This window comes from Mesorhizobium mediterraneum (genome assembly GCF_002284565.1).
GTDB lineage: Bacteria > Pseudomonadota > Alphaproteobacteria > Rhizobiales > Rhizobiaceae > Mesorhizobium > Mesorhizobium mediterraneum.
Genome location: NZ_NPKI01000017.1, coordinates 178,565 through 203,597, shown reverse-complemented (window position 1 = coordinate 203,597; position 25,033 = coordinate 178,565). Strand labels below are relative to the sequence as shown.

Sequence of the window (25,033 nt, the reverse complement as noted above, 5' to 3'; positions counted from 1 at the left end):
CATCCTCCAAATCGCCGATTGCGCTTGATTTTCTCCGGTGACGCCAGTGAAATGGCCTCACAGGGGAGTATGCGATTGGCAGCGTTCGACGAAATGCTTCCGGAAATCTCCGGATTGAGAAAACCGTATTCGGCTTACGATCGCTGGCTGAAGGAGCAGGATCCGGCCAGGCTTACTGAAAAGATGCAGGACGCCGAACGCGTCTTTCGCAAGACCGGCATCACCTTTGCCGTCTATGGCGAGCAGGAAGCCTCCGAACGCCTGATTCCCTTCGATATCGTTCCGCGCATCATATCCGGCAATGAATGGCGACGGCTGACGCAAGGCATCGAGCAGCGCGTCCAGGCGCTGAACGCCTTCCTCGACGATATCTACCACCGCCAGGAGATCTTGCGCGCCGGGCGCGTCCCCAAGGAATTGATCGCCAAGAACGAGGCGTTCCTGCCGGAGATGATCGGAGTGCGGCCGCCGGCGGGCGTCTACACCCATATCATCGGCGTCGATATCGTGCGCATCAGCGAGAACGAGTTCTACGTGCTGGAGGACAATGCGCGCACGCCGTCCGGCGTCTCCTACATGCTGGAGAACCGCGAGACGATGATGCAGCTCTTTCCCGAGCTGTTCCAGCAGATCAAGGTGCGGCCGGTGGAAAACTATCCGCAGCTCTTGCGCCAGTCGCTGGCAGCGGTGCGGCCGCAAAGCACCAAGGGCGCGCCGACCATCGCCGTGCTGACGCCTGGCAGCTTCAACTCCGCCTATTTCGAGCATGCCTTCCTTGCCGATCAGATGGGCGTGCAGCTTGTCGAGGGACAGGATCTGCGCGTCGTCGACGGCCATGTCGCGATGCGCACGACCGAAGGCTACAAGCAGATCGACGTGCTTTATCGAAGGGTCGATGATTCTTTCCTCGATCCGCTGACCTTCCGTCCGGACTCGGTACTTGGCGTGCCGGGCATCATGGATGTCTACCGCGCCGGCAACATCACCATCGCCAATGCGCCGGGAACCGGCATCGCCGACGACAAGGCGATCTATTCCTACATGCCCGAGATCGTCGAATTCTACACCGGCCGCAAGGCGATCCTCGGCAACATCCCGACCTGGCGCTGCTCGGAGCCGGACAGCCTGAAATATGTGCTCGAACACATCCATGAGCTGGTGGTGAAGGAAGTTCACGGGTCCGGCGGCTACGGCATGCTGGTGGGGCCGGCGGCGACCAAGAAGGAATGCGAGGATTTTTCCAAGAAACTCGCGGCAAAACCGTCGAACTACATCGCCCAGCCGACACTGGCGCTGTCGACCTGTCCGATCCTGACCGACAAAGGACTGGCGCCGCGCCATGTCGATCTCAGGCCCTATGTGCTGGTTTCCGACCGCATCCAGATCGTGCCGGGCGGGCTGACGCGCGTGGCGCTCAAGGAAGGCTCGCTGGTGGTCAACTCATCGCAGGGCGGCGGCACCAAGGATACGTGGGTGCTCGATGATTAATTTTCACTTGAAGGTTTTTTGATGCTTTTAGGCCGCACCGCCAACGGGCTCTACTGGATGAACCGCTATATCGAGCGGGCGGAAAACATGGCGCGGCTGGTCGATGCCGGGCTGCGCATGGCGCTGACCCGCACCCAGAATGCCTCCGAAGAGTGGAATTCGGTGCTGCTCAGCGCCGGCTCGGATGCTGCCTTCACGCAGAAATATTCCGACTATACCGCCGCCAACGTCGCCGATTTCCTGCTGCGCGACACATCCAACCCGTCGAGCACGATGGCGTCGATCGAGACGGCTCGCAACAATGCCCGCATGGTGCGCACCGCGCTGACGCGCGAAACTTGGGAAAGCATCAACGAAGCCTGGATGTCGCTTAAGCGGATGCTGGCCAGGCCGATCGACGAGCGCGACCTGCCCAGTGTGCTCGACGCGATCAAGCGCGAGACGGCCCTGATCCGCGGCTCGTTCTACGGCACCATGCTGCGCAATGAGATCTTCGATTTCTCGCAGCTCGGCACCTATGTCGAACGCGCCGACAACACGGCACGCATCCTGGATGTGAAATACTACGTGCTGTTGCCGTCGATCTCGTGGGTCGGCTCCACGCTCGACAATTACCAGTGGGAATCGATCCTGCGCTCGGTGTCGGCGCATCGCTCCTATCGCTGGGTCTACGAGGCCGACTACAAGCCGAGCAACATCGCCGACTATCTGATCCTCAACGTTCGCATGCCGCGCTCGCTGACCTTCTGCTACCGTTTCCTGACGGAGCATCTCAGATTCCTGGGCGACGATTATGGCGAGCGCCATGCCTGTCATGCGACAGCCGGCAAGACCCAGGCCATGCTGGCGGCCGGCTCGATCAAGGACATATTCGACGCCGGCCTGCATGAATTCCTGGCGAATTTCATCCGCGACAACATCAGGCTCGGCGACGAGATCGCGCAGGACTATCGATTCTATTGAGGAAGCCATGCGGTTGAAGATCACCCACCGGACCGAATACCGCTACGATGCGCCGGTGCATTATCTGCTGCAGCGGCTGCGGCTGCTTCCGGTCAGCGGATCGACGCAGACCGTCTTGTCCTGGTCGCTGAAGATCGAAGGGGCTCGCGAGGAAGTGCGCTTCAGCGACCATTTCGGCAACGACACGCGACTGTTGAGCGTCGAAGGCGAGCGCGATTTCATCACCGTCGAGGCATCAGGCGAGGTGGTGACACGCGACACATCGGGCGTCTCCGGGCCACATCAGGGCTTCGCGCCGCTCTGGCTGTTTGGCCATGAAACGCCGTTGACCACGATCGGCAGCGGCATTCGCGAACTCGCGGCGTCGGTCGGCGAGGGGACCGATATCGAAAGGTTGCACCGGCTGATGGCCGTGATCGGCGAGCGTGTCGCCTATACGCCAGGCACTACCAACGCGACGACCCCGGCCGAGGACGCTCTGGCGCTCAAGACCGGCGTCTGCCAGGACCACAGCCACATCTTTGCCGCCGCCGCGCGCGCCATGGGGTTTCCGGCCCGCTACGTCAGCGGCTATCTGATGATGGATGCTGCGGTCGAGCAGGCGGCAAGCCATGCCTGGGCCGAGGCGCATGTTGCGGGCCTGGGCTGGGTCGCGTTCGACGTCGCCAACGGCATTTCGCCCGACGAACGCTATGTAAAGGTGGCGACCGGCCGTGATTACCGCGACGCCACGCCCGTATCGGGAATTCGGCTGGGACAAGCGGAAGAACAGCTTGCGGTCACCGTCACGGTAGAGCAGTAATCCCCGGCAAGATTGCTGCCAAAGAGATTCGATGACCTATTGCGTCGGCCTGAAGATCGATCGCGGGCTCGTGTTCATGTCCGACACGCGCACCAATGCCGGCATGGATTCGATCTCGACCTTCAAGAAGATGCATGTCTGGGAGGAACCGGGCGAGCGCGTCATCGTGCTGATGTCGGCCGGCAATCTGGCGACGACGCAGGCGGTCGTCAGCCTGCTCGACGAGCGCACCAAGGCAGTTGGCGATCGCCACGCGACACTGCTCGAAACGCCCTCCATGTACCAGACGGTGCGGATGGTCGGCGACACCGTCAAGGAAGTCATCGCCAGTTCGTCACCAACCGGCGACAGGGCGGATTCCTATTTCAATGCCTCCTTCATCCTCGGCGGCCAGATCAAGGGCAGCGCGCCGCGGCTGTTCATGATCTATCCGGAAGGCAATTTCATCGAATCGACCGACGACACGCCGTTTTTCCAGATCGGCGAGACCAAATACGGCAAGCCGATCATCATCCGCGCCTATGAAAAGACGATGAGTTTCGCCGAGACGGTGAAGCTACTGCTGGTCTCGTTCGACTCGACGCTGAAATCGAACCTGTCGGTCGGTCTGCCGCTCGACCTGCTATTCTACGAAAAGGACGCCTACAAGGTCAGCCTGAAGAAGCGGATAGCCCAGGACGATCAATACTACCGCACCATCTCGGACGGCTGGTCGAACGCGCTAAAGACCGCCTTTGCGAGCTTGCCTGATTTTCCTGAGTAGACGGCCAGTCTTCCGGAGGGTGCGATGAACAATGACGATTTCCGGCAATGGTCGAGGCGCGCTGCCGATTGGGGCGCCGACTATCGCAACTCGCTGCGCGAAAGGCCGGTGCGGCCGCTGGTCGAGCCGGGTGACATCTTCAGGAGCGTAGAGACTTCGCCGCCTGAAGCGGCGGAGCCGATGGATGAGATCTTCGCCGACTTCGAGCAAAAAATCCTGCCGGGCATGACGCATTGGCAGCATCCGCGCTTCTTCGCCTATTTCCCGGCCAACGCCGCACCGGTTTCGGTGGTGGCCGAATATCTGGTCTCGGTGATGGCCGCGCAATGCATGCTCTGGCAGACCTCGCCGGCAGCGACCGAACTCGAGACGCGCGTCGTCGATTGGATGCGTCAGGCGCTTGGCCTGCCGGAAGGGTTTTCCGGCGTTATGCAGGATTCGGCATCGTCGGCTACGCTTGCCGCCGTGTTGACCATGCGCGAGCGCGCGCTCGATTGGCAGGGCAACCTGAAGGGCCTGCATGGCCAGCCGATATTGCGCGTTTATTCTTCCGACCAAGTCCATACCTCCATCGACCGGGCGATCTGGGTATCGGGCATCGGCGAGGACAATCTCGTGCGTGTTCCGGTTTCCGGCCGCTTTCGCGCCATGGATGTCGCAGCCCTGGAAGCGGTGATCGTCGCCGACCGGGAGGCGGGCATGCTGCCGGCCGGCATCATTGCTTGTGTCGGCGGCACCAGCACCGGCGGCACCGATGACATCGCCGAAGTCGCCGCGGTGGCGAAACGGCAGGGGCTCTATGTGCATGTCGATGCCGCCTGGGCCGGTTCGGCGATGATATGTCCGGAATACCGGCATTTCTGGGCGGGCGTGGAGCACGCGGATTCTATCGTCTTCAACCCGCACAAATGGCTGGGTGCGCAATTCGACTGCTCGGTCCAGTTTATCCGCCGGCCGGAAGACCTGGTGCGGACGCTCGCCATCAAGCCGGATTACCTGAAGACGCACGGGCGCGACGGCATCATCAACTATTCCGAATGGTCGGTGCCGCTCGGGCGGCGCTTTCGCGCACTGAAACTATGGTTCCTGCTACGCGCCCACGGGCTGGAAAATCTCCGGAGCATGATCCGCAACCATGTCGCCTGGAGCGAAGGCCTTGCCGAGCGGCTGGCCGGGGAACCGGATTTCGAGATCGTCACGGAACCGATGCTGTCGTTGTTCTCGTTCCGGCATCTGGCTGCGGCGGGAATCGATTCGGACGAACACAATCTGCGGCTGGTCAACGCGATCAACAACGATGGCCGCATCTACCTGACCCAGACACGGGTGGGCGGACAGGTGGCGATCCGCTTTCAGGTCGGCCAGTTCGATACGACGGCGGCGGATGTCGACACCGCTTTCGAAGTCGTCACCGAAATCGCCCGCGGTCTGGGTTGAGTTGAATTGGTCGGCAAAGTTGCGCCGAGGTTTGTCTTTGGACGCATGTGATTTCGTTAGCCGGCTTATGCCTTTTCATCGCTTTCGTTTTCCTCTATAGACAAGAAAAACGAAAACGGGAGCTTCCCCAATGTACCTGTCGCCGCGTCATTCCGAAATCATCCAGATGGCCAAGGACCATGGCCGCGTGCTGGTCGACGATCTGGCAACGCATTTCAACGTGACGCCGCAGACCATCCGCAAGGATCTCAACGATCTGTGCGACCAGCGGCTGCTGTCGCGCATTCATGGCGGGGCGCTGTTCCCGTCCGGCATCGAAAACATGGAATATGAAGCGCGGCGCAAGATCGCCGCCGACGAGAAGGAGGCGATCGGTCGCGCCGCAGCCAGGCTGATCCCGGACAATGCCTCGCTGTTCATCAATATCGGCACGACGACGGAGTCGGTCAGCAAGGCGCTTCTTGATCACAGCGGCCTGATGGTCATCACCAATAACATCAATGTTGCCAACAGGATGCGCATATATCCTTCGATCGAGGTGGTGATCGCCGGCGGCGTCGTGCGTGGTTCCGACGGCGGCGTGGTCGGCGAGGCGGCGGTCGATTTCATCAGGCAGTTCAAGGTCGACTACGCGGTGATCGGCGCCTCGGCGATCGACCATGACGGTGCGCTGCTCGATTTCGATTTTCGTGAAGTGAAGGTGGCGCAGGCGATCATCGCCAATGCAAGGCATGTCATACTCGTCTCCGACCAGACCAAATTCGAGCGGACGGCGCCGGTCCGCATCGGTCATCTGTCGCAGGTCAACACCTTCATCACAGACCGCTGCGACATCCCGTCGGTGCGCAAAATCTGCCAGGAGGCAGAGGTTCAACTGATCGAAACGTCGCTCTCCTAAAGGGTGCCGTTGCGGCAATTGTCGCCGTTTATATTTCGTTTGACATTCGTTCTCATTTCGAAATAATCCCGTCACGGTTTCGTAAAAACCTAAAAATGCTGCAATGCGAAATCCGGGAGGACTTTTGTGGACGCACCCCCGATCCATGACATCTTCGTCATCGGTGGCGGTATCAACGGCTGCGGCATTGCCCGCGATGCGGTTGGGCGCGGCTTTTCGGTCTTCCTTGCCGAAATGAACGATCTGGCCAGCGGAACCTCCTCCGGCTCGACCAAACTGATCCATGGCGGCTTGCGCTACCTCGAGTTCTATGAGTTCCGCCTGGTGCGCGAGGCGCTGATGGAGCGCGAGATTCTGTGGAAGAACGCGCCGCACATCATCTGGCCGATGCGCTTCGTGCTGCCCTATGCCAAGGGTCTGCGCCCGGCCTGGCTGATCAGGCTCGGCCTTTTCCTTTACGACCACATTGGCGGACGCAAGTTGCTGCCGGCGACCAAGACGCTGGACATGGCAAGGGACCCGGCCGGCAAGCCATTGAAGCCGTTGTTTCGCAAGGCCTTCGAGTATTCCGACGGCTGGGTCAACGATGCGCGATTGGTGGCGTTGAACGCCCGCGACGCTGCCGATCGCGGCGCAACGATCCGAACCCGCACGAAAGTCATCGGCGCACGCCGTGAAGGCGCGCTTTGGACGGTTAGGCTGGAAAACACGCAGACCGGGGACACCGAGGAGGTCAAGGCGCGGCTTTTGGTCAACGCCGCCGGCCCATGGGTCGACCATGTGCTGTCCGCCACGGTCGGCTTGAACGACGTGCACAATGTCCGGCTGGTACAGGGCAGTCATATCGTCATCGGCAAGAAGTTCGACGATCCGCGCGCCTATTTCTTTCAGAACAAGGACGGCCGCATTATTTTCGCGATTCCCTACGAGGAAGAGTTCACGCTGATCGGCACCACCGACCAGGACTATCCTGGCGACCCGCATGGCGTGAAGATCAGCGACGCAGAGATCGATTACCTCTGTGCTGCGGCGAGCGAATATTTCGCGAAACCGGTCAAGCGTTCGGACATCGTCTGGACTTATTCCGCCGTGCGCCCGCTTTATGACGACGGCGCCTCCAAGGCGCAGGAAGCGACCCGCGACTATGTGCTGAAAGCCGACGGCGGCGAGGGCACGGCACCGATCGTCAACACTTTTGGCGGCAAGATCACCACTTATCGCCGACTGTCGGAATCGATGCTCGAGAAAATCGAGGGTTTTCTCGGCAAGCGCGGCAAGCCGTGGACGGCAAACGCGCCGCTTCCGGGCGGCGATTTCCCGGCGAGCGGCTTCGATGCCGAAGTGGCGAAACTGAAAACGGCCTATCCGTTCCTCGACGCGCGCCTGGCGCGCCGCCTGACCCGGCTTTACGGGACTCGCGCAAGGATGCTGCTGGGCCTCGCCAGATCGAATGCCGACCTTGGCCGGAACTTCGGCGCCGATCTCTACGAGGCCGAGGTGCGGTACCTCGTTCAAAATGAATGGGCGATGACGGCCGAAGATGTATTGTGGCGCAGGACCAAGCGCGGCCTGCATCTGGGCCGCGAGCAGGCGGCAGCGCTCGACGAATTCATGCGCGGGATAAGCCGGCGCCATGTCGCGGCTGCCGAATAGTGGGGTCTGACTGATGCAGAAAGCCTGGGAGGAGGCATCATGCTGGAACTGAGAAACGTGACGAAGACGGTCGGCGCGACGGAGCATATACGCGACGTGTCCCTGACGCTTCAGCACGGCTCGCTCAACGTCCTTCTCGGACCGACGCTCTCCGGCAAGACCAGCCTGATGCGGCTGATGGCCGGCCTTGATGTTCCGACATCCGGTTCGGTCTGGTTCGACGGCAAGGATGTCACCGGTATCCCGGTGCAGAAGCGCAACGTCGCCATGGTCTACCAGCAGTTCATCAACTATCCGGCGATGACCGTTTACGAGAACATCGCCTCGCCGCTGAGGGTGGCCGGGACCGAGCGGGCAAAGATCGACAAGGAGGTGCGCAATGCTGCAGCCCTGCTCAAGCTGACGCCCTTTCTCGACCGCACGCCGCTCAGCCTCTCGGGCGGCCAGCAGCAGCGCACCGCGCTGGCCCGCGCCATCGTCAAGAACGCCAGCCTCGTGCTGCTCGACGAGCCGCTCGCCAATCTCGATTACAAACTGCGCGAGGAGCTGCGTGCGGAATTGCCGAAAATCTTCGCGGCGAGCGGCACCATCTTCGTCTACGCCACGACGGAGCCGCACGAAGCTTTGCTGCTCGGCGGCAACACGGCGACGCTTTCCGAAGGCCGCATCACTCAGTTCGGCCCCACGATCGACGTCTTTCGCAGGCCGAACGACCTCGTCACGGCCAAGACTTTCGCGGATCCGCCGCTCAACACGATTGTGCTGAAGAAGAGCGGCTCGAGCTTCCTTCTTGATGGTGGGGTGAACCTCCCGGTGCCGGCTGAGCTCGCCGGTATTGCCGATACGAGTTACACGATCGGCTTCCAGCCCCACCATCTCTCTCTTACTCGGCCGAGCCCGTCAGCGGTTCCGGTGAGAGCCAAGGTCTCGGTCACCGAGATCACCGGTTCGGAGAGCTTTGTGCATCTCGACTTCGCCGATGTCCGCTGGGTGATGCTGGAGCACGGCATCCTGGTGTTTGAGCCGGACCAGACCATCGAGGTGTTCATCGATCCGCGGCACATCATGGTTTTCGACGCGAACGGCCGCTCGGCCGCGCCGCCACAGATGCTGGCGGCTTGAGGGAGGAGGGCACATGGCGCGCATCGACTGCAACCACATCCGCCACGCCTACGGGCCGCATCCGAAGTCGGACAAGGACTATGCGCTGAAGGAGGTGCATCACGCTTTCGAGGATGGCGGCGCCTATGCGCTGCTGGGGCCGTCGGGCTGCGGCAAGACCACGCTGCTCAACATCATTTCCGGGCTGTTGTACCCGTCGCATGGCGAGCTTCTGTTCGACGGCAAGGATGTGACCAATCTGTCGACGCAGGAGCGCAACATCGCGCAGGTGTTCCAGTTCCCGGTCATCTACGACACCATGACCGTCTATGATAATCTGGCCTTCCCGCTGCGCAACCGCGGCGTTCCGGAACCCGACGTCGATCGCAAGGTGCGCGAGACGCTGGAAATGACGGGATTGGCCGACATGGCCCGGAGAAAGGCGAGGGGGCTGACTGCCGACCAGAAACAGAAGATCTCGCTCGGGCGCGGGCTGGTGCGTTCCGATGTCAACGCGATCCTGTTCGACGAGCCGCTGACCGTCATCGACCCGCATATGAAGTGGGTGCTGCGCTCGCAGCTGAAGCAGCTGCACAGGCGCTTTGGTTTCACCATGGTGTATGTCACGCACGACCAGACCGAGGCGCTCACCTTCGCCGAGAACGTCGTCGTCATGTATGAGGGCGAGATCGTGCAGATCGGCTCTCCGGCCGAATTGTTCGAGCGCCCCAAGCATACATTCGTCGGCTATTTCATCGGCTCGCCGGGCATGAACGTCATGCCGGTCGCGGTCGAAGGCAGGAGCGCGCGGCTCGGCAGCCAGACGATCGAATTGCCGGGCGCGCCCAAGGCTGGAACCTCAGGCGTGATCGAACTTGGTATCCGCCCCGAATATGTCAGGCTTGGCGCTACCGGCATGCCGGTTTCAATCCGAAAGGTCGAGGATATCGGCCGCCACAAGGTGGTGCGGGCCAGTTTCGAAGGCCGCGACATCGCGGCGATCGTCGGCGAGGATGAGGACATTCCCGCCGATCCGAAGATCGCTTTCGACCCGGACGGCATCAACATCTATGCCGATTCCTGGCGCGTCGAGATGGGAGGCTGAGCATGGAAAGGACCTGGAACAACAAGGCCTGGTTCATGGTGCTGCCGGTGCTCTTGCTGGTGGCTTTCTCGGCGATCATCCCGCTGATGACGGTCGTGAATTATTCGGTGCAGGACACTTTCGGCAACAACGTCTTCTTCTGGGCGGGCTCGGAATGGTTCGAGGAAATCCTGCATTCCGACCGTTTTTGGGAAGCGATGGCCCGCAACCTGGCCTTCTCGGCCATCATCCTGATCATCGAGATTCCGCTCGGCATCTTCATTGCGCTCAACATGCCGAAGAAGGGCTGGGGCGTTCCGGTCTGCCTGGTGCTGATGGCGCTGCCGCTGCTCATTCCTTGGAACGTCGTCGGCACGATCTGGCAAGTGTTCGGCCGCGTCGATATCGGCCTGCTCGGATATACGCTGCGGGCGCTCGGCTTCAACTACAACTATGTCAACGACCCGTTCGACGCCTGGATCACCGTTATCGTCATGGACGTCTGGCACTGGACGAGCCTCGTGGTCTTGCTCTGCTACGCGGGATTGGTCTCGATCCCCGACGCCTATTACCAGGCGGCCAAGATCGACGGTGCGTCGCGCTGGGCGATCTTCCGCTATATCCAGCTGCCGAAGATGAACCGCGTGCTGCTGATCGCGGTTCTGCTGCGCTTCATGGATAGTTTCATGATCTACACCGAGCCGTTCGTCGTCACCGGCGGCGGGCCCGGCAACACCACCACTTTCCTGTCGATCGATCTGGTGAAGCTGGCCATCGGAGAGTTCAACCTCGGTGAGGCAGCGGCCATGTCGATCGTCTATTTCTTGATCATCATGCTCCTGTCCTGGGTGTTCTACACCGTCATGACAGCCTACGACGCGGAGCAGTGAGATGGCGCGACTCGAGGAAAGCACGGCCGACGGACGAACGCTGATGCGGCAAACCCCCGCTAGCGCGGAAGCGCAGATAGCGAACGCCACGCTGGCCCGCAAGATGCGGCGACGGGGCGAGGAGTCGCGGTTCTGGTGGCTGGTGCCGACCATCTACATCATCTTCCTGATGCTGCCGATCTACTGGCTGGTCAATATGAGCTTCAAGACCAACCAGGAGATACTCGGCGCCTTCTCGCTGTGGCCGAGAAACCCGACGATCGCCAATTACATGGTGATCTTCACCGACCCGTCCTGGTACAAGGGTTACATCAACTCGATCATCTATGTGGTTATGAACACGGTGATTTCCGTCGCCGTGGCGCTTCCGGCAGCCTATGCCTTCTCGCGCTACCGCTTCCTTGGCGACAAGCACCTGTTTTTCTGGCTCTTGACCAACCGCATGGCTCCACCGGCGGTGTTCGCGCTGCCGTTCTTCCAGCTTTATTCGGCATTTGGCCTGATCGACACGCATATCGCGGTGGCGCTGGCGCACTGCCTATTCAACGTCCCGCTGGCGGTCTGGATTCTCGAAGGCTTCATGTCGGGCGTGCCGAAGGAAATCGACGAGACCGCCTATATTGACGGCTATTCCTTCCCGCGTTTCTTCCTCAGGATATTCATGCCGCTGATCGCGAGCGGTGTAGGCGTGGCCTGCTTCTTCTGCTTCATGTTCTCGTGGGTCGAGCTGCTGATCGCACGAACGTTGACCACGACCGCCGCCAAGCCGATCGCCGCGATCATGACGCGCACGGTCTCGGCCTCGGGCCTCGACTGGGGCGTTCTGGCCGCCGCCGGCGTGCTCACCATCCTTCCAGGCGCGCTCGTGATCTGGTTCGTCCGCAACTACATCGCCAAAGGCTTTGCCCTGGGGAGGGTGTGATGAAACGAACGCAAGAGTTCATACGCAACACCATCGCCAAAGGCTTTGCCTTGGGGAGGGTATGACCATGAACCTTACCTGGATGGCATGGACGCTACCGACGGCGATCTTTTTCATCACGATCCTGGTGCTGCTCTGCGGCATGGCGATCTGGGAATACGCCTCGCCGGGCGGCAATCCGCGGGTTGGCGTGCTGCGGTTCGAGACGACGCGCGGCGACCGTCTCTTCCTATCGCTGCTTGGCAGCGCCTTTATCCATCTCGCTTGGCTGGGTCTTGTCGGACCCAACCTGTGGTGGGCTCTCGCTCTCTCCGTGGTCTACGCCATTGGCGTGTTCCGCTACGTATAGAGGGGGAAACTGTTGGAGCGGCCGCGTGCCGGCGGCTGCTCCGATCGCACTTGAAACTGAAACAGTGGAGGAAACACATGAGACGGCAATTTTTGACATCAACGACAGCGCTTGTCCTATTGCTCGGGGCAGGCAACGCCTATGCCGGGATGGACGAAGCCAAGGCGTTTCTCGACGCCGAGATCAAGGACATGTCGACGCTCGATCGCGCTGCCCAGGAAGCCGAGATGCAATGGTTCATCGATGCTGCAAAACCCTTTGCGGGCATGGACATCAAGGTCGTCTCGGAAACCATCACGACGCACGAGTATGAATCGAAGACGCTGGCCAAGGCGTTCGCCGACATTACGGGCATCAAGATCACCCATGATCTGATCGGCGAAGGCGATGTCGTCGAGAAGCTGCAAACGCAGATGCAGTCGGGCGAAAACGTCTACGACGCCTATGTCAACGACTCCGACCTGATAGGCACCCATTGGCGCTACCAGCAGGCGCGCAGCCTGACCGACTGGATGGCGAACGAGGGCAAGGACGTCACCAACCCGAACCTCGACCTCGCAGACTTCATCGGCACCAAGTTCACGACGGCTCCGGACGGCGATCTTTATCAGCTGCCCGACCAGCAGTTCGCGAACCTCTACTGGTTCCGCTACGACTGGTTCAACGACGAGAAGAACAAGGCGGACTTCAAGGCGAAGTACGGCTACGACCTCGGCGTGCCGGTCAACTGGTCAGCCTATGAGGATATCGCCGAATTCTTCACCGGGCGCGAGATCGACGGCAAGAAGGTCTACGGCCACATGGACTACGGCAAGAAGGATCCTTCGCTCGGCTGGCGCTTCACCGATGCCTGGCTTTCGATGGCCGGCAATGGCGACAAGGGACTGCCGAACGGTCTTCCGGTCGACGAATGGGGCATCAAGGTCGACGAGAAGTCGCGGCCTGTCGGCTCCTGCGTGGCTCGGGGCGGCGACACCAACGGTCCGGCGTCGGTCTATGCCATCCAGAAATATCTCGACTGGATGAAGGCCTACGCTCCGGCCGCGGCCCAGGGCATGACCTTCTCGGAATCCGGACCGGTACCGGCGCAGGGCGAAATTGCCCAGCAGATGTTCATGTACACGGCCTTCACCGCCGACATGGTGAAGGACGGCCTTCCCGTCGTGAACGAGGACGGTACGCCGAAATGGCGCTTCGCTCCGTCGCCGCACGGCGTCTACTGGAAGGACGGCATGAAGCTCGGCTACCAGGACGTGGGTTCCTGGACGCTTCTCAAGTCGACGCCTGACGATCGCGCCAAGGCAGCCTGGCTCTACGCGCAGTTCGTCACCTCGAAGACAGTCGACGTGAAGAAAAGCCACGTTGGCCTGACGCTGATCCGCGAGAGCACGATCCAGCACAAGAGCTTCACGGACCGCGCCCCGAAGCTCGGCGGCCTGATCGAGTTCTACCGCTCGCCGGCCCGCGTCCAGTGGTCGCCGACGGGTACGAACGTTCCTGACTATCCGAAGCTGGCACAGCTCTGGTGGCAGGCGATCGGCGATGCTTCGTCGGGTGCCAAAACCCCGCAGGAGGCGATGGACTCGCTCTGCGCCGAGCAGGAAAAGGTGCTTGAGCGCCTTGAGCGCGCCGGCGTGCAGGGCGACATCGGACCGAAACTCGCCGAGGAAAAGACCCTCGAAGAGTGGAACGCCGATGCCGTCGCCAAGGGCAATCTCGCGCCGCAGCTGAAGATCGAGCCGGAGAAGGATAAGGCGCAGACCATCAACTACGACGAGCTGGTCAAGAGCTGGAGCAACTGAGCATCGATCCGGGCGTTCGCGCCCGCATCGCGACAATCGGGGGAGGCGGCATCTTGCCGTCTCCCCTGTTTGCGCCGAGGGGAATGGAAATGAACAGCTTTATCCTTGCAATCGACCAGGGAACGACATCGAGCCGGGCGATCCTGTTCGACCGTGAGATGAAGATGGTGGGCAGCGGGCAGAAGGAATTCACCCAGCATTATCCGGCCTCCGGCTGGGTCGAGCATGATCCCGAGGAGATCTGGTCGAGCGTCGTGGCGACGGTGAAGGCTGCGCTGAAGAGCGCCGGCCGCCATGCGTCGGATGTCGCGGCGATCGGCATCACCAACCAGCGCGAGACCGTCGTCATCTGGGACAGGGCGACCGGCAAGCCGATCCACAACGCGATTGTCTGGCAGGATCGCCGCACCGCGCCGCTGTGCCAGAAATTGAAGAAGCAGGGGCTGGAGAAGAAGTTCACCAGAAAGACCGGCTTGCTGCTCGATCCCTACTTCTCCGGCACCAAGATCGCCTGGATGCTGGACAAGGTGAAGGGTGCCAGAAAACGTGCCGAGAAGGGCGAATTGCTGGCCGGCACGATCGACAGCTTTCTGATCTGGCGGCTGACCGGCGGCAAGGTTCACGCCACCGACGCCACCAATGCCTCGCGCACGCTGGTCTACAACATCGAAAAGAATACCTGGGACGACGAGCTTCTGGCGATTCTCGGCATACCGGCAAAAATGCTGCCGCAGGTGAAGGATTGCGCTGACGACTATGGAATCACAGAGGAAAGCCTGTTCGGCGCAGAGATAAAAATCCTCGGCGTGGCTGGCGATCAGCACGCAGCGGCCATCGGCCAGGCCTGTTTCGAGCCGGGCATGATGAAATCCACCTATGGCACGGGGTGCTTCGCGCTGCTCAACACCGGAAGCGATCTGGTGCGCTCGAAGAACCGGTTGTTGACGACCATTGCCTACAGGCTGAACGGAAAGACCACTTATGCTCTGGAAGGGTCGATCTTCATCGCCGGTGCAGCCGTGCAGTGGCTGCGCGACGGCATCAAGGTGATCGGCAAGGCGGAGCAGAGCGGCATGCTGGCGGCGGGCGCCGACCCGACGCAGGAAGTCTATCTGGTGCCGGCTTTTGTCGGGCTTGGCGCGCCGCACTGGGATGCCGAAGCGCGCGGCGCCATCTTCGGGCTGACCCGCAATTCGGGCCCGGCGGAATTTGCCCGCGCCGCACTGGAATCTGTGGCTTTCCAGACCCGCGACCTGCTCGACGCGATGCGCAAGGACTGGAAGGGCGCGTCAGTAAAGACCGTTCTCAGGGTCGATGGTGGCATGGTGGCCTCGGACTGGACCATGCAGCGGCTTGCCGACATCCTCGATGCGCCGGTAGACCGCCCGACGATCCTGGAGACGACGGCGCTCGGCGCGGCATGGCTGGCCGGCTCTAAGGCGGGCGTCTGGCCGAAGGCGAGAGACTTCGCCAAGAGCTGGGCGCTCGAGCGGCGGTTCAAGCCGGAGATGAATGCGTCCGCCCGTTCCGCCAAGCTGGCGGGCTGGCGCGATGCTGTGCGCAGGACGCTGAGCGTGCAATAAGTTCTTCGAGCAAGATGTCACCACGGAAGCCCGCGCCGTTGCCGGCGCAGGCTCTTCAATAACTCTTACTCAGCTCCGCCCGAGCTTTATCAATAGGGCGAGATGCACTGCCGGCGCGGGCCATAGTAAGGCTGGTACGTGTTGTCATATGCCCGGTAAGATCTGTAGCGGCTGTAGCACCACTCCACGTGCGAATCGCCTCGATAGACGCGGCGGTTCTGGTTGACGATCGCACCGGTGATCAGCGCGCCGGTCGCAAAGGCAGCCAACGGGAACCAGAAGTCGCCGTGACGGCGATAGCCGCGACGATAATAGCGATAACCGCGATGGCCGCGCCAATACCTGCCGTCGTCACGCGCGAAACCACGACGAAAATCGCGGCGGGAAAAATCGCGATCGCGGTTGAAACTACGCCTCCACCGCCTGTGGTCGACAGTCTGGACATCCGACGAAACGTTCTGACCAAGCGGCACGTAGGTGGGCTGGGCGTTGACGGGCACGATCTCCGCTACAGCGAATGACGCTGACAACGCGGTCGCCAGCAGGCCCGACATGATCCTGTTCATGATCTTCTCCTTGAAAGCGTCGTCCCTTGTAGCGACAAAAACGGGCAGGCTGCGCAATTGTTCCGTCAAAGTAGCAAGCTGCTGATCTGTAACGTTCTCTCTCCTGCTCGGCCTCGACGAAAAGCCGGTATTGGGCTTGTCTGTCAAAGGCCGTTCCGCCCTTTGCTGACGCGATGTGCGAGGCGCTGCAAGTGCGTGGAAAAGCCCGACTTGCGCGCCCTCTTTTTCCGGTTGACCGGTCGAGGCACTCTCCCTATGTTCCGCGCAATTTCGAGGGCGGCATTCTGAGCCCGCGGGAGCGCGTAGCTCAGCCGGTAGAGCAACTGACTTTTAATCAGTAGGTCCAGGGTTCGAATCCCTGCGCGCTCACCATTGTTTCGTGCGAGAAATCAGTAAGTTAGCGCTTTAGCGTCTGGAACAGCGCCGGAACGTGCGAGAAAATGCGAGGCCATGCGAGAACATTTTCTCGCAATCACGCGATGCTTCCGGCTACCGACCCTGCTAAATATCCCCAAAAACCAGCGACACGTTCCCGCCGGCGTGGCGCTCCAGGCGGCCGGCGAGGTCGAGTTCCAGCAGCACCATGAAAACCTGAGCGGGATGCAGGCCGGTGTGGCGGATGATCTCGTCGATCGCCACCGGCGTCGGGCCGAGGGCTTCGATGACGCGGGCGCGGTCGTCCTCGCCGGGCGGTGGCGTTGCCGAAAAGTCGGGCGGCTCGCCAAGCGGCGCCGTCCTTGGTGCCGGTGCGCCGACCAGCGGCGCGATCGCACTGGTAACGTCCGATGCCTCGGTGACCAGGGTGGCGCCGTCCTTGAGCAAGGCGTTGGTGCCGGCGGCACGCGGATCGAGCGGCGAGCCGGGGACGGCGAAGACCAGCCGGCCCATCTCGCCGGCAAGCCTGGCGCTGATCAGCGAGCCGGAGCGGTGCGCCGCCTCGACCACGACCAGCCCCAATGCTGCGCCGGCGACAAGGCGGTTGCGGCGCGGAAAATCCTGGGCGCGTGGCCGCCAGCCGAACGGCATCTCCGAAATGATGGCGCCGCCGCGCTCGGCAATCTCGTTGCATAGTCCGGCATTCTCAGGCGGGTAGGGCAGGTCGAGGCCGCCGGCCAGCACACCGATCGTGCCTGACGCAAGGCTGCCTTGATGTGCTGCCGTGTCGATGCCGCGCGCCAGGCCGGAGACGATGCCGTAGCCGTCGCGGCCGAGTTCGGCGGCGAGCGTTCGCGCCATCTTGATGCCGGCCAGCGAAGCGTTGCGGGCGCCGACGATGGCGATTGCCGGCAGCCGGAACACCGCGCCTTCGCCCTTGACCGCGAGCAGCGGCGGCGGATGGTCCATGCTCTTCATCAGCGGCGGATAGTCGGCCTCGCCAATCCCGACGAAGCGGGCGCCGGCCCGGCGGGCTGCTTCCAGCTCCGCCTCGGCCTCGGCAATCGACGGGATGCGGACGATCTTTCTGGCGCCGCCCGAAATCATCAGCTCGGGGAGCATCTCGAGCGCCGTCTCGGCCGAGCCGAAGCGGTTGATCAGGTCGCGAAAGGTGGCCGGGCCGACATTCGGCGTGCGGATCAAACGAAGCCAGCTCAACCGCTGCCTGTCGCTGAGCCGCGGCCCGGCGGCGCGCTGGCTCACTCTTTGGTCCCGATCTTGCCCTCGGTGCCGGCCAGCAGCCGCGCGATATTGGCCCGGTGTTTTATGATGACGATCAGGCTCATCAGCGCGAACAGCCCGGCAATCTCAGGCGTGCTGAGGACATAGAGCGCGATCGGCACGACGACTGCTGCCGTCAGCGCCGCCAGCGAGGAGAAACGGAATAGGAAAGCAACGGCCAGCCAGACGACGGCGAAGATCAGCGCCACCTGCCAGGCAAGGGCGATCAGCACGCCGAGATAGGTGGCGACACCCTTGCCGCCCTTGAAGCCGAGCCAGACCGGAAAGAGATGGCCGAGAAAGGCGCCAAGGCCGGCCCAAGGCCCGAGCTCCGGTGCAAAGTGACCGGCGATCAGCACAGCCGCCGTGCCTTTCAGCGCGTCGAGCAACAGCGTGGCGGCGGCCAGGCCCTTGTTGCCGGTGCGCAGCACATTGGTAGCGCCGATATTGCCGGAGCCGATGTTGCGGACGTCGCCAAGGCCGGCGGCGCGGGTGATCAGAAGCCCGAAAGGGATCGAGCCAAGCAGATAGCCGAACACCAGCGCCAAGACGATGTCGTAAGCCATTGTTCCCCCTGAACTCCAACTGCCGGCTTTAGGGAGTGTCGAGATTCAGGTCAGGCCGAGTCGAGAATGGTGGTTTCCGAGAACCGGAACGCAGCGTACTTTTGGGTACGTGAGTACCGGAAGCGCAGAAAACCGCCGTTCGCAGGCCGGCATCACCTGAATATCGACACTCCCTAGGCTGAAAACACTGTGCGGCCCGCCACCATTGTTTGCAAGACCTTGCCCTGCAGCCGCGCGCCTTCGAAACAGGTGTTTTTCGAGCGTGAACGGATTCCGCTTTCGCTGACGATCCACGGTTCGTCGAGATCGATCAGCGCAAGATCGGCGACAGTGCCCGGCTTCAGCGTGCCGCCGGGCAGGCCGAACAGCCTTGCCGGCGCGGTGGACAAGGTCTCAATCAATCTAAGTAGTGTCACGTCGCCATTGTGATAGAGCCGCAGCGCCGCGCCCAGCAGCGTTTCGAGCCCGATGGCGCCGGCCGCGGCATCGGCAAAGGGCAGGCGCTTGGTATCGACGTCCTGCGGGTCATGCGAGGAGACGATGAGGTCGATCGTGCCGTCCTTGACCGCCTCGATCATCGCCAGCCGGTCTTCCTCGGCGCGCAGCGGCGGCGTCAGCCGGAAGAAGGTGCGGTATTCGCCGACATCGTTCTCGTTGAGCGACAGGTTGTGGATTGAGACGCCTGATGTGACATTCGCGCCGTCGGCTTTCGCCCGCGTTACCGCGTTTGCCGCCATCGCCGTCGAAATCTTGGCCGCGTGATAGGCGCCGCCGGTCAGCCGCGCCAACGCCAGATCGCGCTCCAGCGGAATGGACTCGGCCTCGCGCGGGATGCCGGCAAGGCCGAGCCAGCTGGCATAGAGGCCTTCATTCATGACGCCGGACGAAGCGAGGTCGGCGTCTTGGGTTTCATGGGCGATCACGCCGCCGAAATCGCGCGCGTAAGTCAGCGCGCGGCGCATCACCAGCGCGCTTGATATGGTGTGCCGTCCGTCGGTGAAGGCGACCGCGCCGGCCTCGCGCAGCAGGCCGAATTCGGTCATCTCGCGGCCTTCGAGGCCCTTGGTGATCGCCGCAGCCGGAAAAATGTTGACGATGGCCGTGTCCTTGGCGGTACGCAGCACGAATTCGACCAGCGCGACATTGTCGATCACTGGGTCGGTGTCGGGCATCATGACGATGGAAGTGACGCCGCCGGCGGCCGCAGCGACGCTGGCCGAGGCGATGGTTTCGCGGTGCTCGCCGCCGGGCTCGCCGATGAAGACGCACGCATCGATCAGGCCGGGGATAACAGCCTTGCCGGCGCAGTCGATGACCGTAGCGTCTTGCGGAGCGCCCTGGTTCAAGGCGGCCTTGCCGGCAGCGACGATCTTGCGGCCTTCGACAATGACCGTGCCGACCTCATCGATGCCGCGCGATGGGTCGACGATGCGGGCCTGGCTGAAGACCGTCGTGCTCATCATGCAACCTCGCGATTGCGGCGAGGATCGAGCAGCGCTTCCATCACCGCCATGCGCACGGCAACGCCCATCTCCACCTGTTCCTGGATGACGCTCTGCGGACCGTCGGCGATTTCCGAGGCGATCTCGACGCCGCGGTTCATGGGGCCGGGATGCATGACCAGAGCGCCGTCCTTGGCCGCCTTCAGCTTCTCGGCATCGAGGCCGAAATAGCGGAAATATTCCCGCACCGAAGGCACGAAGGCGCCTTCCATCCGCTCGCGCTGCAGGCGCAGCATCATCACCACATCCGCGTCCTTGAGCCCTTCGGCCATCGAACGAGTGACGATCACGCCCATTTTCTCGATGCCGGCGGGCAGAAGCGTCGACGGCGCCACGACGCGGACCTGGGCGCCGAGCGCGTTGAGCAGCATGATGTTGGAGCGCGCCACGCGCGAATGCAGGATATCGCCGCAGATCGCCACGATCAGCTTCGACAGCGGACCCCTGGCGCGGCGGATGGTCAGCGCGTCGAGCAGCGCCTGCGTCGGATGCTCATGGGCGCCGTCGCCGGCATTGATCACCGAGCAGCCGACCTTTTGCGCCAGCAGCGCCGCAGCCCCGGCCGACTGGTGGCGGATGATCAGTATGTCTGGGCGCATGGCATTCAGCGTCATCGCCGTGTCGATCAGCGTCTCGCCCTTCTTCACCGAAGAACTGGCCACCGACATGTTCATGACGTCGGCGCCGAGCCGTTTTCCCGCCAGCTCGAACGATGATTGCGTGCGGGTCGACGCTTCGTAGAAAAGGTTGATCTGGGTGCGGCCGCGCAGCGTCGAGGTCTTCTTCTCCGACTGCCGCGAGATCGCGACCGCTCGGTCCGCCCGGTCCAGCAAAAGCTCGATGTCGGCGGGGGAAAGATCGCGGATGCCCAGAAGATGGCGGTGGGGATAGAGTGGCAGGGACGAAGCGTCGGTCATCTCAAGGCGCTGCTATAGGGTGGAGGACCTTTGGCTGCAAGCACCAGCTTTGGATTGCGGCCTTTCTCCCCGGTATTTTCGTCGCGCGCGTTGCGCGGCTTGGGCTATATCTAGCTGATGGCTTCGGATTCGTGGCCTTGTGATGATAAGGCCTTTCTGCCGATAGAAGGATTGGGCGTGACCGACGACGTGACGAACCAGCCGCCGCCGCTGGCAGGCGGCAACGCCTGGCGGGGCGATCCGTTGCTGATCCAGCTTGCCGAGCGTTTTTCCGATCCGGTGCGCAAGGATCTCGATGGGCTCGGCCGTTTCGTGCTGACGCAGGAGGCGCAGGAGCTGGCCCGCCTCGCCAATGTCGAGACGCCGAAGCTCAGAACCCATGACCGGCAGGGCCGGCGCATCGACCTGGTCGAGTTCCATCCAGCCTATCATGCGCTGATGCGCCGGTCGGTGGCGAACGGGCTGCATTCGTCGGTATGGGAAAATGGCGACGCCGAGATCGGCCGCCGTCATCAGGTGCGCGCCGCCCGTTTCTACCTGACGGCCGAGCTCGAAACCGGGCATCTCTGTCCCATCACCATGACCAGCGCATCGCTGGCAGCGCTGATGGCAAGCCCGAAGCTGTTTCGCGAATGGGCGCCGCGCGTGACGACACGCAAATACGACCAGAGCCAGAAGCCGCCGGTCGAAAAGGCCGGGCTGACGCTCGGCATGGGCATGACCGAGAAGCAAGGCGGCACCGACGTCCGCGCCAACGTCACCCGGGCCGAGCGCGCCGGCAGCGGCTTCTATCGGCTGACCGGCCACAAATGGTTCATGTCGGCGCCGATGTCGGATGCATTCCTGGTACTTGGACAGGCGCCGGAAGGGCTTTCGTGCTTCCTCGTTCCTCGTATTCTCGGCGATGGTTCGGGCAACGGCTTCCGCTTCCAGCGGCTGAAGGACAAGCTCGGCAACCGCTCCAACGCCTCGTCGGAAGTGGAGTTCGTCAACGCCATCGGCGAGATGATCGGCGAGCCCGGGGCGGGTGTGAAGACGATCATGGACATGGTGACGCTGACCCGGCTCGACTGCGCGATCGCCTCGTCGGCGATCATGCGTGCCGGGCTGGCCGAGGCCGTCCACCACGCCCGTCACCGCCAGGTGTTTGGGACCAATCTGATCGAGCAGCCGCTGATGCAGCGCGTGCTGGCCGACATGGCGCTCGACGTTGCTGCCGCCACCGCACTGTCGTTCCGGCTGGCGCGCTCCTTCGACGAGGCGGCCGGCGACCGTGGCGAGGCGGCCTTCGCGCGCGCCATGACGCCGGTCGTCAAATACTGGGTTTGCAAGATCGCGCCGCCGCTGCTCTATGAAGCGATGGAGTGCCTCGGCGGCAACGGCTATGTCGAGGAGGGGCCGCTCGCCCGCTACTATCGCGAAGCTCCGGTCAACGCGATCTGGGAGGGGTCCGGCAACGTCATGGCGCTCGACGTGCTGCGCGTGCTGGGGCGTGCGCCCGGCCTGTTCGAGGAGGTGCTGGCCGGCATCGACCGCGATCTCGGCGCCGGCGGACGCGGCACCGTCGGTGTGCTCAAGGCGGCAATGCAGGTCGCGGCAACCGATGAGGGCTCGGCTCGTCTGCTCACCGAACAACTGGCACTGTCGGCGGCAGCGGCGGAGCTTCGCAGGCTGGGGGCAGGGCGGATCGCCGACGCCTTCGTCGAGACGCGCCTCGCCGGCCAGTGGCGCAACACCTATGGCATGCTCGATTCGCGCCATGACGCGCGCATGATCATCGACACGCTCTATCCGCCGGTCACCTGAGAAGGCTTCGGGGACGGATTTTCCTCGTCGATCGCCGCTCTGTGGAAAGCCGTTAACCTTAACAAATGGTTTCCATTGCGGTCGCAAGCCGCAAAGCCCACTGTCCTGTTTACTGAAGCAGGAACGCCATGCGGCACATATTGAGCTCCTTTCTGGCCTTGCACTGGGCGGTCGTTTTCGCCCTGCTGGCGTTCATCTGCATCGACGGAAATCGCGGTGTTGCTGCAGCGCTTGGCGTGCTCGGCGTTGCCGTCCAGGACACCCGCTTCGTCGACCTCGAAAATGCCATCGTGGTGGCGCCGCTTGCCGTGGCGCTGCTTGTCGTCGCGGTGCTGTTCTGCTGGGCTTTTGTCGAGTCTCTATTCAGCGTCCCGACAAATCCGGACGCCACCGACAGCGTTGTGCGGGTCGCCTTCATCTCCGCTTCCGGCGTGCTGTCGCTGATCGTGGTCGGCGGCGCCGCGCAAGGCATCAACGGGCTGTTCATGGTCGTCGCGGTGCAGCTGGCGGCATTGCTGGCTTCCTATGTCGCCATGCTCGCAGAGCGGCGGTCGGCTTTTGCCGCAGCGGATCCGGGCACCGGCGAAATCCGTGCCGCAGCGCATGTGATGGCGAAGGCGGCGGCGCACAACTCGGCGCTTTCGCGCATTTCCGGCCGGCCGGACACAAACTTGAGGCCGGACACGAACTTGAGGGATGGCCGCTGATGCGCACCTTGTTCGCGCTATGGGCGGCACCGCTCGCTCTGTTCTGGGGCTGGTTCTTCCTGTCGCTCAACGACATCAATTTCGGCTATGTCATGCTGAGCCGCCAATTGCATGACCTGGTTTTCCAGCTCTATGGGGAAATGCTTGGCATTGATCCGGCGCTCATTCCTGGCATGGTGGCAAAGGCCTGCATCCTCGACAGTCTGCTGCTGATGGCGTTTTGGGCGTTTCGCCGCCGCCGGGTGATCGGTGGCTGGATCAGGATAATGCGCGACCGTTATTTCGACCAGGCATCGACGCCGAGCGCCTGAAGCCGGTCGAGAACGCCCTGCAGGATAAACGCTGCCGCGGCCGAATCGATCTTGCCGGCGCGTTTGCGGCGCGAAAAATCCATCTCGATCAATGTCCGCTCAGCCGCCACCGTCGACAGTCGCTCGTCCCATAAAACGAAGGGCAGGTCGGTCATACCAGCCATGTTGCGGGCGAAGGCGCGGGATTTCTGGGCACGCGGACCTTCTGACCCGTCCATGTTGATCGGCAGGCCGAGCACCACGGCGCCGACATTCTCTTTCTGCAGCAAGGCGAGCAGCACAGCTGCATCCAGCGAGAATTTCCTGCGCATGATGACGGGGCGCGGATGGGCGAAGGCAAAGCCCCGGTCGGAAACCGCCACGCCAATGGTCTTGTCGCCGAGGTCGAGCCCGGCCAGCGTCTTGCCGCCGCTGAGCCGCGCCGGCAACTCTTCGATGGTGATGATGCTCAACGGCTTTCCTTGGATTACACGTCGCAAAGGACGCTGTGGGACTTTAATTTTAGTGCCGGCGTTCTATCCTTTGCCGAAGCAAAAATCGAGGAAAGCATTCATGAAACTGACCTGGTACGGACATTCCGCATTTTGCGTCGAAACCGCCGACGCGAAAATCCTCATCGATCCCTATCTGGTCGGCAATCCGTCATGGACGGGCGGCTGGGAAGGACCGGCGGAAGGGGTCACGCATGTCCTTTTGACCCACGGCCATAGCGACCACATCAGCGGTGCGCTGGAAGTGCTTGGGAAAAGCGGCGCCATGCTGGTCGCCAATTTCGAGCTTTGCATGTATCTGGTCGGCCAGGGCGCCAGCGACAAGAAGATCAATCCCGGCAATATCGGCGGCACCGTGGATTGCGGCGGTTTCACCACCACCTTCGTCCAGGCGCTCCATTCATCGTCGTTTCCACGCGACAATGGCCAGAACACCTACCTCGGCAATCCGGGCGGGCTCGTTCTGCATTTCCCGGAAGACAAGACGCTCTATCACATGGGCGACACCGACATCTTTTCGGACATGGCGCTGATCAACGAGTTGCACGAGCCGAAGATCGGGATCGTGCCGGTCGGTGACCGCTTCACCATGGGTGGCGCGGTAGCAGCCCTTGCCTGCCGGCGCTTCTTTCAGTTCGAGACTGTCATCCCCAGTCACTTCGGCACGTTCCCGATCATCGATCAGACTGCCGAAAAGTTCGTGGCGGGGATGGATGGATCGGACGTGAAAGTGGCATTGCCGAAGATCGGCGAGACGATTAGCTTGTAGGAAGACG

At 62.3% G+C, this 25,033-nt stretch carries 24 protein-coding genes and 1 tRNA gene; 19 read left to right on the top strand and 6 right to left on the bottom strand.

The genetic code is table 11. The features are described from left to right. Positions 1-75 precede the first annotated feature (75 nt). From CIT25_RS14875 to glpK, 14 genes are all read left to right on the top strand, one after another. Positions 76-1,488, top strand: coding sequence for a circularly permuted type 2 ATP-grasp protein (locus CIT25_RS14875; RefSeq protein ID WP_167391060.1), 1,413 nt, complete (start codon positions 76-78; stop codon positions 1,486-1,488). 21 nt (positions 1,489-1,509) lie between these two features. Continuing rightward, complete coding sequence (locus CIT25_RS14870) at positions 1,510-2,451, top strand: alpha-E domain-containing protein (RefSeq protein ID WP_095485293.1); 942 nt, start codon at positions 1,510-1,512, stop codon at positions 2,449-2,451. 7 nt (positions 2,452-2,458) lie between these two features. Next, positions 2,459-3,253 carry a transglutaminase family protein gene (locus tag CIT25_RS14865; protein WP_095485292.1) on the top strand — a complete coding sequence of 265 codons (795 nt, stop codon included), beginning with the start codon at positions 2,459-2,461 and terminating at the stop codon, positions 3,251-3,253. A 31-nt stretch (positions 3,254-3,284) separates the two neighbouring features. Next, the gene (locus tag CIT25_RS14860; protein WP_095485291.1) at positions 3,285-4,016 is read left to right on the top strand and encodes a proteasome-type protease; all 732 of its coding nucleotides are present in this window, start codon (positions 3,285-3,287) and stop codon (positions 4,014-4,016) included. 24 nt (positions 4,017-4,040) lie between these two features. Next, positions 4,041-5,453 carry a pyridoxal phosphate-dependent decarboxylase family protein gene (locus tag CIT25_RS14855; RefSeq protein ID WP_095485290.1) on the top strand — a complete coding sequence of 471 codons (1,413 nt, stop codon included), beginning with the start codon at positions 4,041-4,043 and terminating at the stop codon, positions 5,451-5,453. Between the two features lie 130 nt (positions 5,454-5,583). Then, positions 5,584-6,351, top strand: a complete 768-nt coding sequence (locus CIT25_RS14850) for a DeoR/GlpR family DNA-binding transcription regulator (RefSeq protein WP_095485289.1) — start codon at positions 5,584-5,586, stop codon at positions 6,349-6,351. Between the two features lie 126 nt (positions 6,352-6,477). Further along, the gene (gene glpD, locus CIT25_RS14845; protein WP_095485288.1) at positions 6,478-8,004 is read left to right on the top strand and encodes a glycerol-3-phosphate dehydrogenase; all 1,527 of its coding nucleotides are present in this window, start codon (positions 6,478-6,480) and stop codon (positions 8,002-8,004) included. A gap of 39 nt (positions 8,005-8,043) precedes the next feature. After that, the gene (locus tag CIT25_RS14840) at positions 8,044-9,126 is read left to right on the top strand and encodes an ABC transporter ATP-binding protein (protein ID WP_095485287.1); all 1,083 of its coding nucleotides are present in this window, start codon (positions 8,044-8,046) and stop codon (positions 9,124-9,126) included. Between the two features lie 13 nt (positions 9,127-9,139). Continuing rightward, the gene (locus tag CIT25_RS14835; RefSeq protein WP_095485286.1) at positions 9,140-10,210 is read left to right on the top strand and encodes an ABC transporter ATP-binding protein; all 1,071 of its coding nucleotides are present in this window, start codon (positions 9,140-9,142) and stop codon (positions 10,208-10,210) included. Between the two features lie 2 nt (positions 10,211-10,212). Beyond that, complete coding sequence (locus tag CIT25_RS14830; protein WP_095485285.1) at positions 10,213-11,079, top strand: carbohydrate ABC transporter permease; 867 nt, start codon at positions 10,213-10,215, stop codon at positions 11,077-11,079. A 43-nt stretch (positions 11,080-11,122) separates the two neighbouring features. Further along, positions 11,123-12,001 carry a carbohydrate ABC transporter permease gene (locus tag CIT25_RS14825; protein WP_370453272.1) on the top strand — a complete coding sequence of 293 codons (879 nt, stop codon included), beginning with the start codon at positions 11,123-11,125 and terminating at the stop codon, positions 11,999-12,001. A gap of 67 nt (positions 12,002-12,068) precedes the next feature. Then, on the top strand, positions 12,069-12,350 hold the full coding sequence (locus CIT25_RS14820) for a DUF2160 domain-containing protein (RefSeq protein ID WP_164547197.1): 282 nt from the start codon (positions 12,069-12,071) through the stop codon (positions 12,348-12,350). Positions 12,351-12,427: 77 nt separating this feature from the next. Next, on the top strand, positions 12,428-14,152 hold the full coding sequence (locus CIT25_RS14815; RefSeq protein WP_095485283.1) for an ABC transporter substrate-binding protein: 1,725 nt from the start codon (positions 12,428-12,430) through the stop codon (positions 14,150-14,152). 89 nt (positions 14,153-14,241) lie between these two features. After that, positions 14,242-15,735 carry a glycerol kinase GlpK gene (glpK, locus tag CIT25_RS14810; protein WP_095485565.1) on the top strand — a complete coding sequence of 498 codons (1,494 nt, stop codon included), beginning with the start codon at positions 14,242-14,244 and terminating at the stop codon, positions 15,733-15,735. Between the two features lie 89 nt (positions 15,736-15,824). Here the strand turns inward: glpK and CIT25_RS14805 are convergent, their stop codons facing one another. Beyond that, entirely contained in the window at positions 15,825-16,301 is a 477-nt protein-coding gene (locus CIT25_RS14805; RefSeq protein ID WP_095485564.1) for a BA14K family protein, read from the bottom strand. Between the two features lie 296 nt (positions 16,302-16,597). Between CIT25_RS14805 and CIT25_RS14800 the strand changes: the two genes are divergently transcribed. Continuing rightward, positions 16,598-16,673: transfer RNA gene (locus CIT25_RS14800), tRNA-Lys, on the top strand. A 129-nt stretch (positions 16,674-16,802) separates the two neighbouring features. On the opposite strand, the gene dprA is transcribed toward CIT25_RS14800, so the two are convergent. The 4 genes from dprA to CIT25_RS14780 all read right to left on the bottom strand — a co-directional run bounded on the left by dprA (position 16,803) and on the right by CIT25_RS14780 (position 20,942). After that, positions 16,803-17,939 (bottom strand): DNA-processing protein DprA, encoded by a 1,137-nt coding sequence (dprA, locus tag CIT25_RS14795; RefSeq protein ID WP_095485282.1) that lies wholly within the window; start codon positions 17,937-17,939, stop codon positions 16,803-16,805. Then, positions 17,936-18,523 carry a glycerol-3-phosphate 1-O-acyltransferase PlsY gene (plsY, locus tag CIT25_RS14790; protein WP_095485281.1) on the bottom strand — a complete coding sequence of 196 codons (588 nt, stop codon included), beginning with the start codon at positions 18,521-18,523 and terminating at the stop codon, positions 17,936-17,938. Before plsY ends, dprA begins: the two co-directional genes overlap by 4 nt. 173 nt (positions 18,524-18,696) lie before the next feature. Further along, positions 18,697-19,983, bottom strand: a complete 1,287-nt coding sequence (locus CIT25_RS14785) for a dihydroorotase (protein WP_095485280.1) — start codon at positions 19,981-19,983, stop codon at positions 18,697-18,699. Then, the gene (locus CIT25_RS14780) at positions 19,983-20,942 is read right to left on the bottom strand and encodes an aspartate carbamoyltransferase catalytic subunit (RefSeq protein ID WP_095485279.1); all 960 of its coding nucleotides are present in this window, start codon (positions 20,940-20,942) and stop codon (positions 19,983-19,985) included. Before CIT25_RS14780 ends, CIT25_RS14785 begins: the two co-directional genes overlap by 1 nt. Before the next feature lie 177 nt (positions 20,943-21,119). On the opposite strand from CIT25_RS14780, the gene CIT25_RS14775 reads away from it, so the two are divergent. The 3 genes from CIT25_RS14775 to CIT25_RS14765 all read left to right on the top strand — a co-directional run bounded on the left by CIT25_RS14775 (position 21,120) and on the right by CIT25_RS14765 (position 23,766). Further along, complete coding sequence (locus CIT25_RS14775; protein WP_095485563.1) at positions 21,120-22,748, top strand: DNA alkylation response protein; 1,629 nt, start codon at positions 21,120-21,122, stop codon at positions 22,746-22,748. Between the two features lie 128 nt (positions 22,749-22,876). Then, positions 22,877-23,455 (top strand): hypothetical protein, encoded by a 579-nt coding sequence (locus tag CIT25_RS14770; protein WP_095485278.1) that lies wholly within the window; start codon positions 22,877-22,879, stop codon positions 23,453-23,455. Then, positions 23,455-23,766: a DUF6105 family protein gene (locus CIT25_RS14765; protein WP_077384057.1), complete on the top strand. Its 312-nt coding sequence runs from the start codon at positions 23,455-23,457 to the stop codon at positions 23,764-23,766. Before CIT25_RS14770 ends, CIT25_RS14765 begins: the two co-directional genes overlap by 1 nt. Here the strand turns inward: CIT25_RS14765 and ruvX are convergent. Then, positions 23,733-24,218, bottom strand: a complete 486-nt coding sequence (gene ruvX / locus CIT25_RS14760; RefSeq protein WP_095485277.1) for a Holliday junction resolvase RuvX — start codon at positions 24,216-24,218, stop codon at positions 23,733-23,735. The genes CIT25_RS14765 and ruvX overlap by 34 nt on opposite strands. Before the next feature lie 100 nt (positions 24,219-24,318). On the opposite strand from ruvX, the gene CIT25_RS14755 reads away from it, so the two are divergent. Further along, a complete protein-coding gene (locus CIT25_RS14755; protein ID WP_095485276.1) occupies positions 24,319-25,026 on the top strand; it encodes a metal-dependent hydrolase in 708 nt (235 codons plus the stop codon). The last annotated feature ends 7 nt before the right edge of the window (positions 25,027-25,033 follow it).

Bases quoted from the DNA above. Each gene is read 5' to 3' on its own strand.
- plsY (WP_095485281.1), bottom strand. From the start codon at position 18,523: ATGGCTTACGACATCGTCTTGGCGCTGGTGTTCGGCTATCTGCTTGGC.
- CIT25_RS14815 (WP_095485283.1), top strand. From the start codon at position 12,428: ATGAGACGGCAATTTTTGACATCAACGACAGCGCTTGTCCTATTGCTC.
- CIT25_RS14830 (WP_095485285.1), top strand. From the start codon at position 10,213: ATGGAAAGGACCTGGAACAACAAGGCCTGGTTCATGGTGCTGCCGGTG.
- CIT25_RS14850 (WP_095485289.1), top strand. From the start codon at position 5,584: ATGTACCTGTCGCCGCGTCATTCCGAAATCATCCAGATGGCCAAGGAC.
- CIT25_RS14780 (WP_095485279.1), bottom strand. From the start codon at position 20,942: ATGACCGACGCTTCGTCCCTGCCACTCTATCCCCACCGCCATCTTCTG.
- CIT25_RS14855 (WP_095485290.1), top strand. From the start codon at position 4,041: ATGAACAATGACGATTTCCGGCAATGGTCGAGGCGCGCTGCCGATTGG.
- CIT25_RS14840 (WP_095485287.1), top strand. From the start codon at position 8,044: ATGCTGGAACTGAGAAACGTGACGAAGACGGTCGGCGCGACGGAGCAT.
- CIT25_RS14865 (WP_095485292.1), top strand. From the start codon at position 2,459: ATGCGGTTGAAGATCACCCACCGGACCGAATACCGCTACGATGCGCCG.
- CIT25_RS14765 (WP_077384057.1), top strand. From the start codon at position 23,455: ATGCGCACCTTGTTCGCGCTATGGGCGGCACCGCTCGCTCTGTTCTGG.
- CIT25_RS14825 (WP_370453272.1), top strand. From the start codon at position 11,123: ATGCGGCAAACCCCCGCTAGCGCGGAAGCGCAGATAGCGAACGCCACG.
- CIT25_RS14860 (WP_095485291.1), top strand. From the start codon at position 3,285: ATGACCTATTGCGTCGGCCTGAAGATCGATCGCGGGCTCGTGTTCATG.
- CIT25_RS14755 (WP_095485276.1), top strand. From the start codon at position 24,319: ATGAAACTGACCTGGTACGGACATTCCGCATTTTGCGTCGAAACCGCC.
- CIT25_RS14835 (WP_095485286.1), top strand. From the start codon at position 9,140: ATGGCGCGCATCGACTGCAACCACATCCGCCACGCCTACGGGCCGCAT.
- CIT25_RS14870 (WP_095485293.1), top strand. From the start codon at position 1,510: ATGCTTTTAGGCCGCACCGCCAACGGGCTCTACTGGATGAACCGCTAT.
- CIT25_RS14770 (WP_095485278.1), top strand. From the start codon at position 22,877: ATGCGGCACATATTGAGCTCCTTTCTGGCCTTGCACTGGGCGGTCGTT.
- CIT25_RS14805 (WP_095485564.1), bottom strand. From the start codon at position 16,301: ATGAACAGGATCATGTCGGGCCTGCTGGCGACCGCGTTGTCAGCGTCA.
- CIT25_RS14820 (WP_164547197.1), top strand. From the start codon at position 12,069: ATGAACCTTACCTGGATGGCATGGACGCTACCGACGGCGATCTTTTTC.
- glpK (WP_095485565.1), top strand. From the start codon at position 14,242: ATGAACAGCTTTATCCTTGCAATCGACCAGGGAACGACATCGAGCCGG.
- CIT25_RS14785 (WP_095485280.1), bottom strand. From the start codon at position 19,983: ATGAGCACGACGGTCTTCAGCCAGGCCCGCATCGTCGACCCATCGCGC.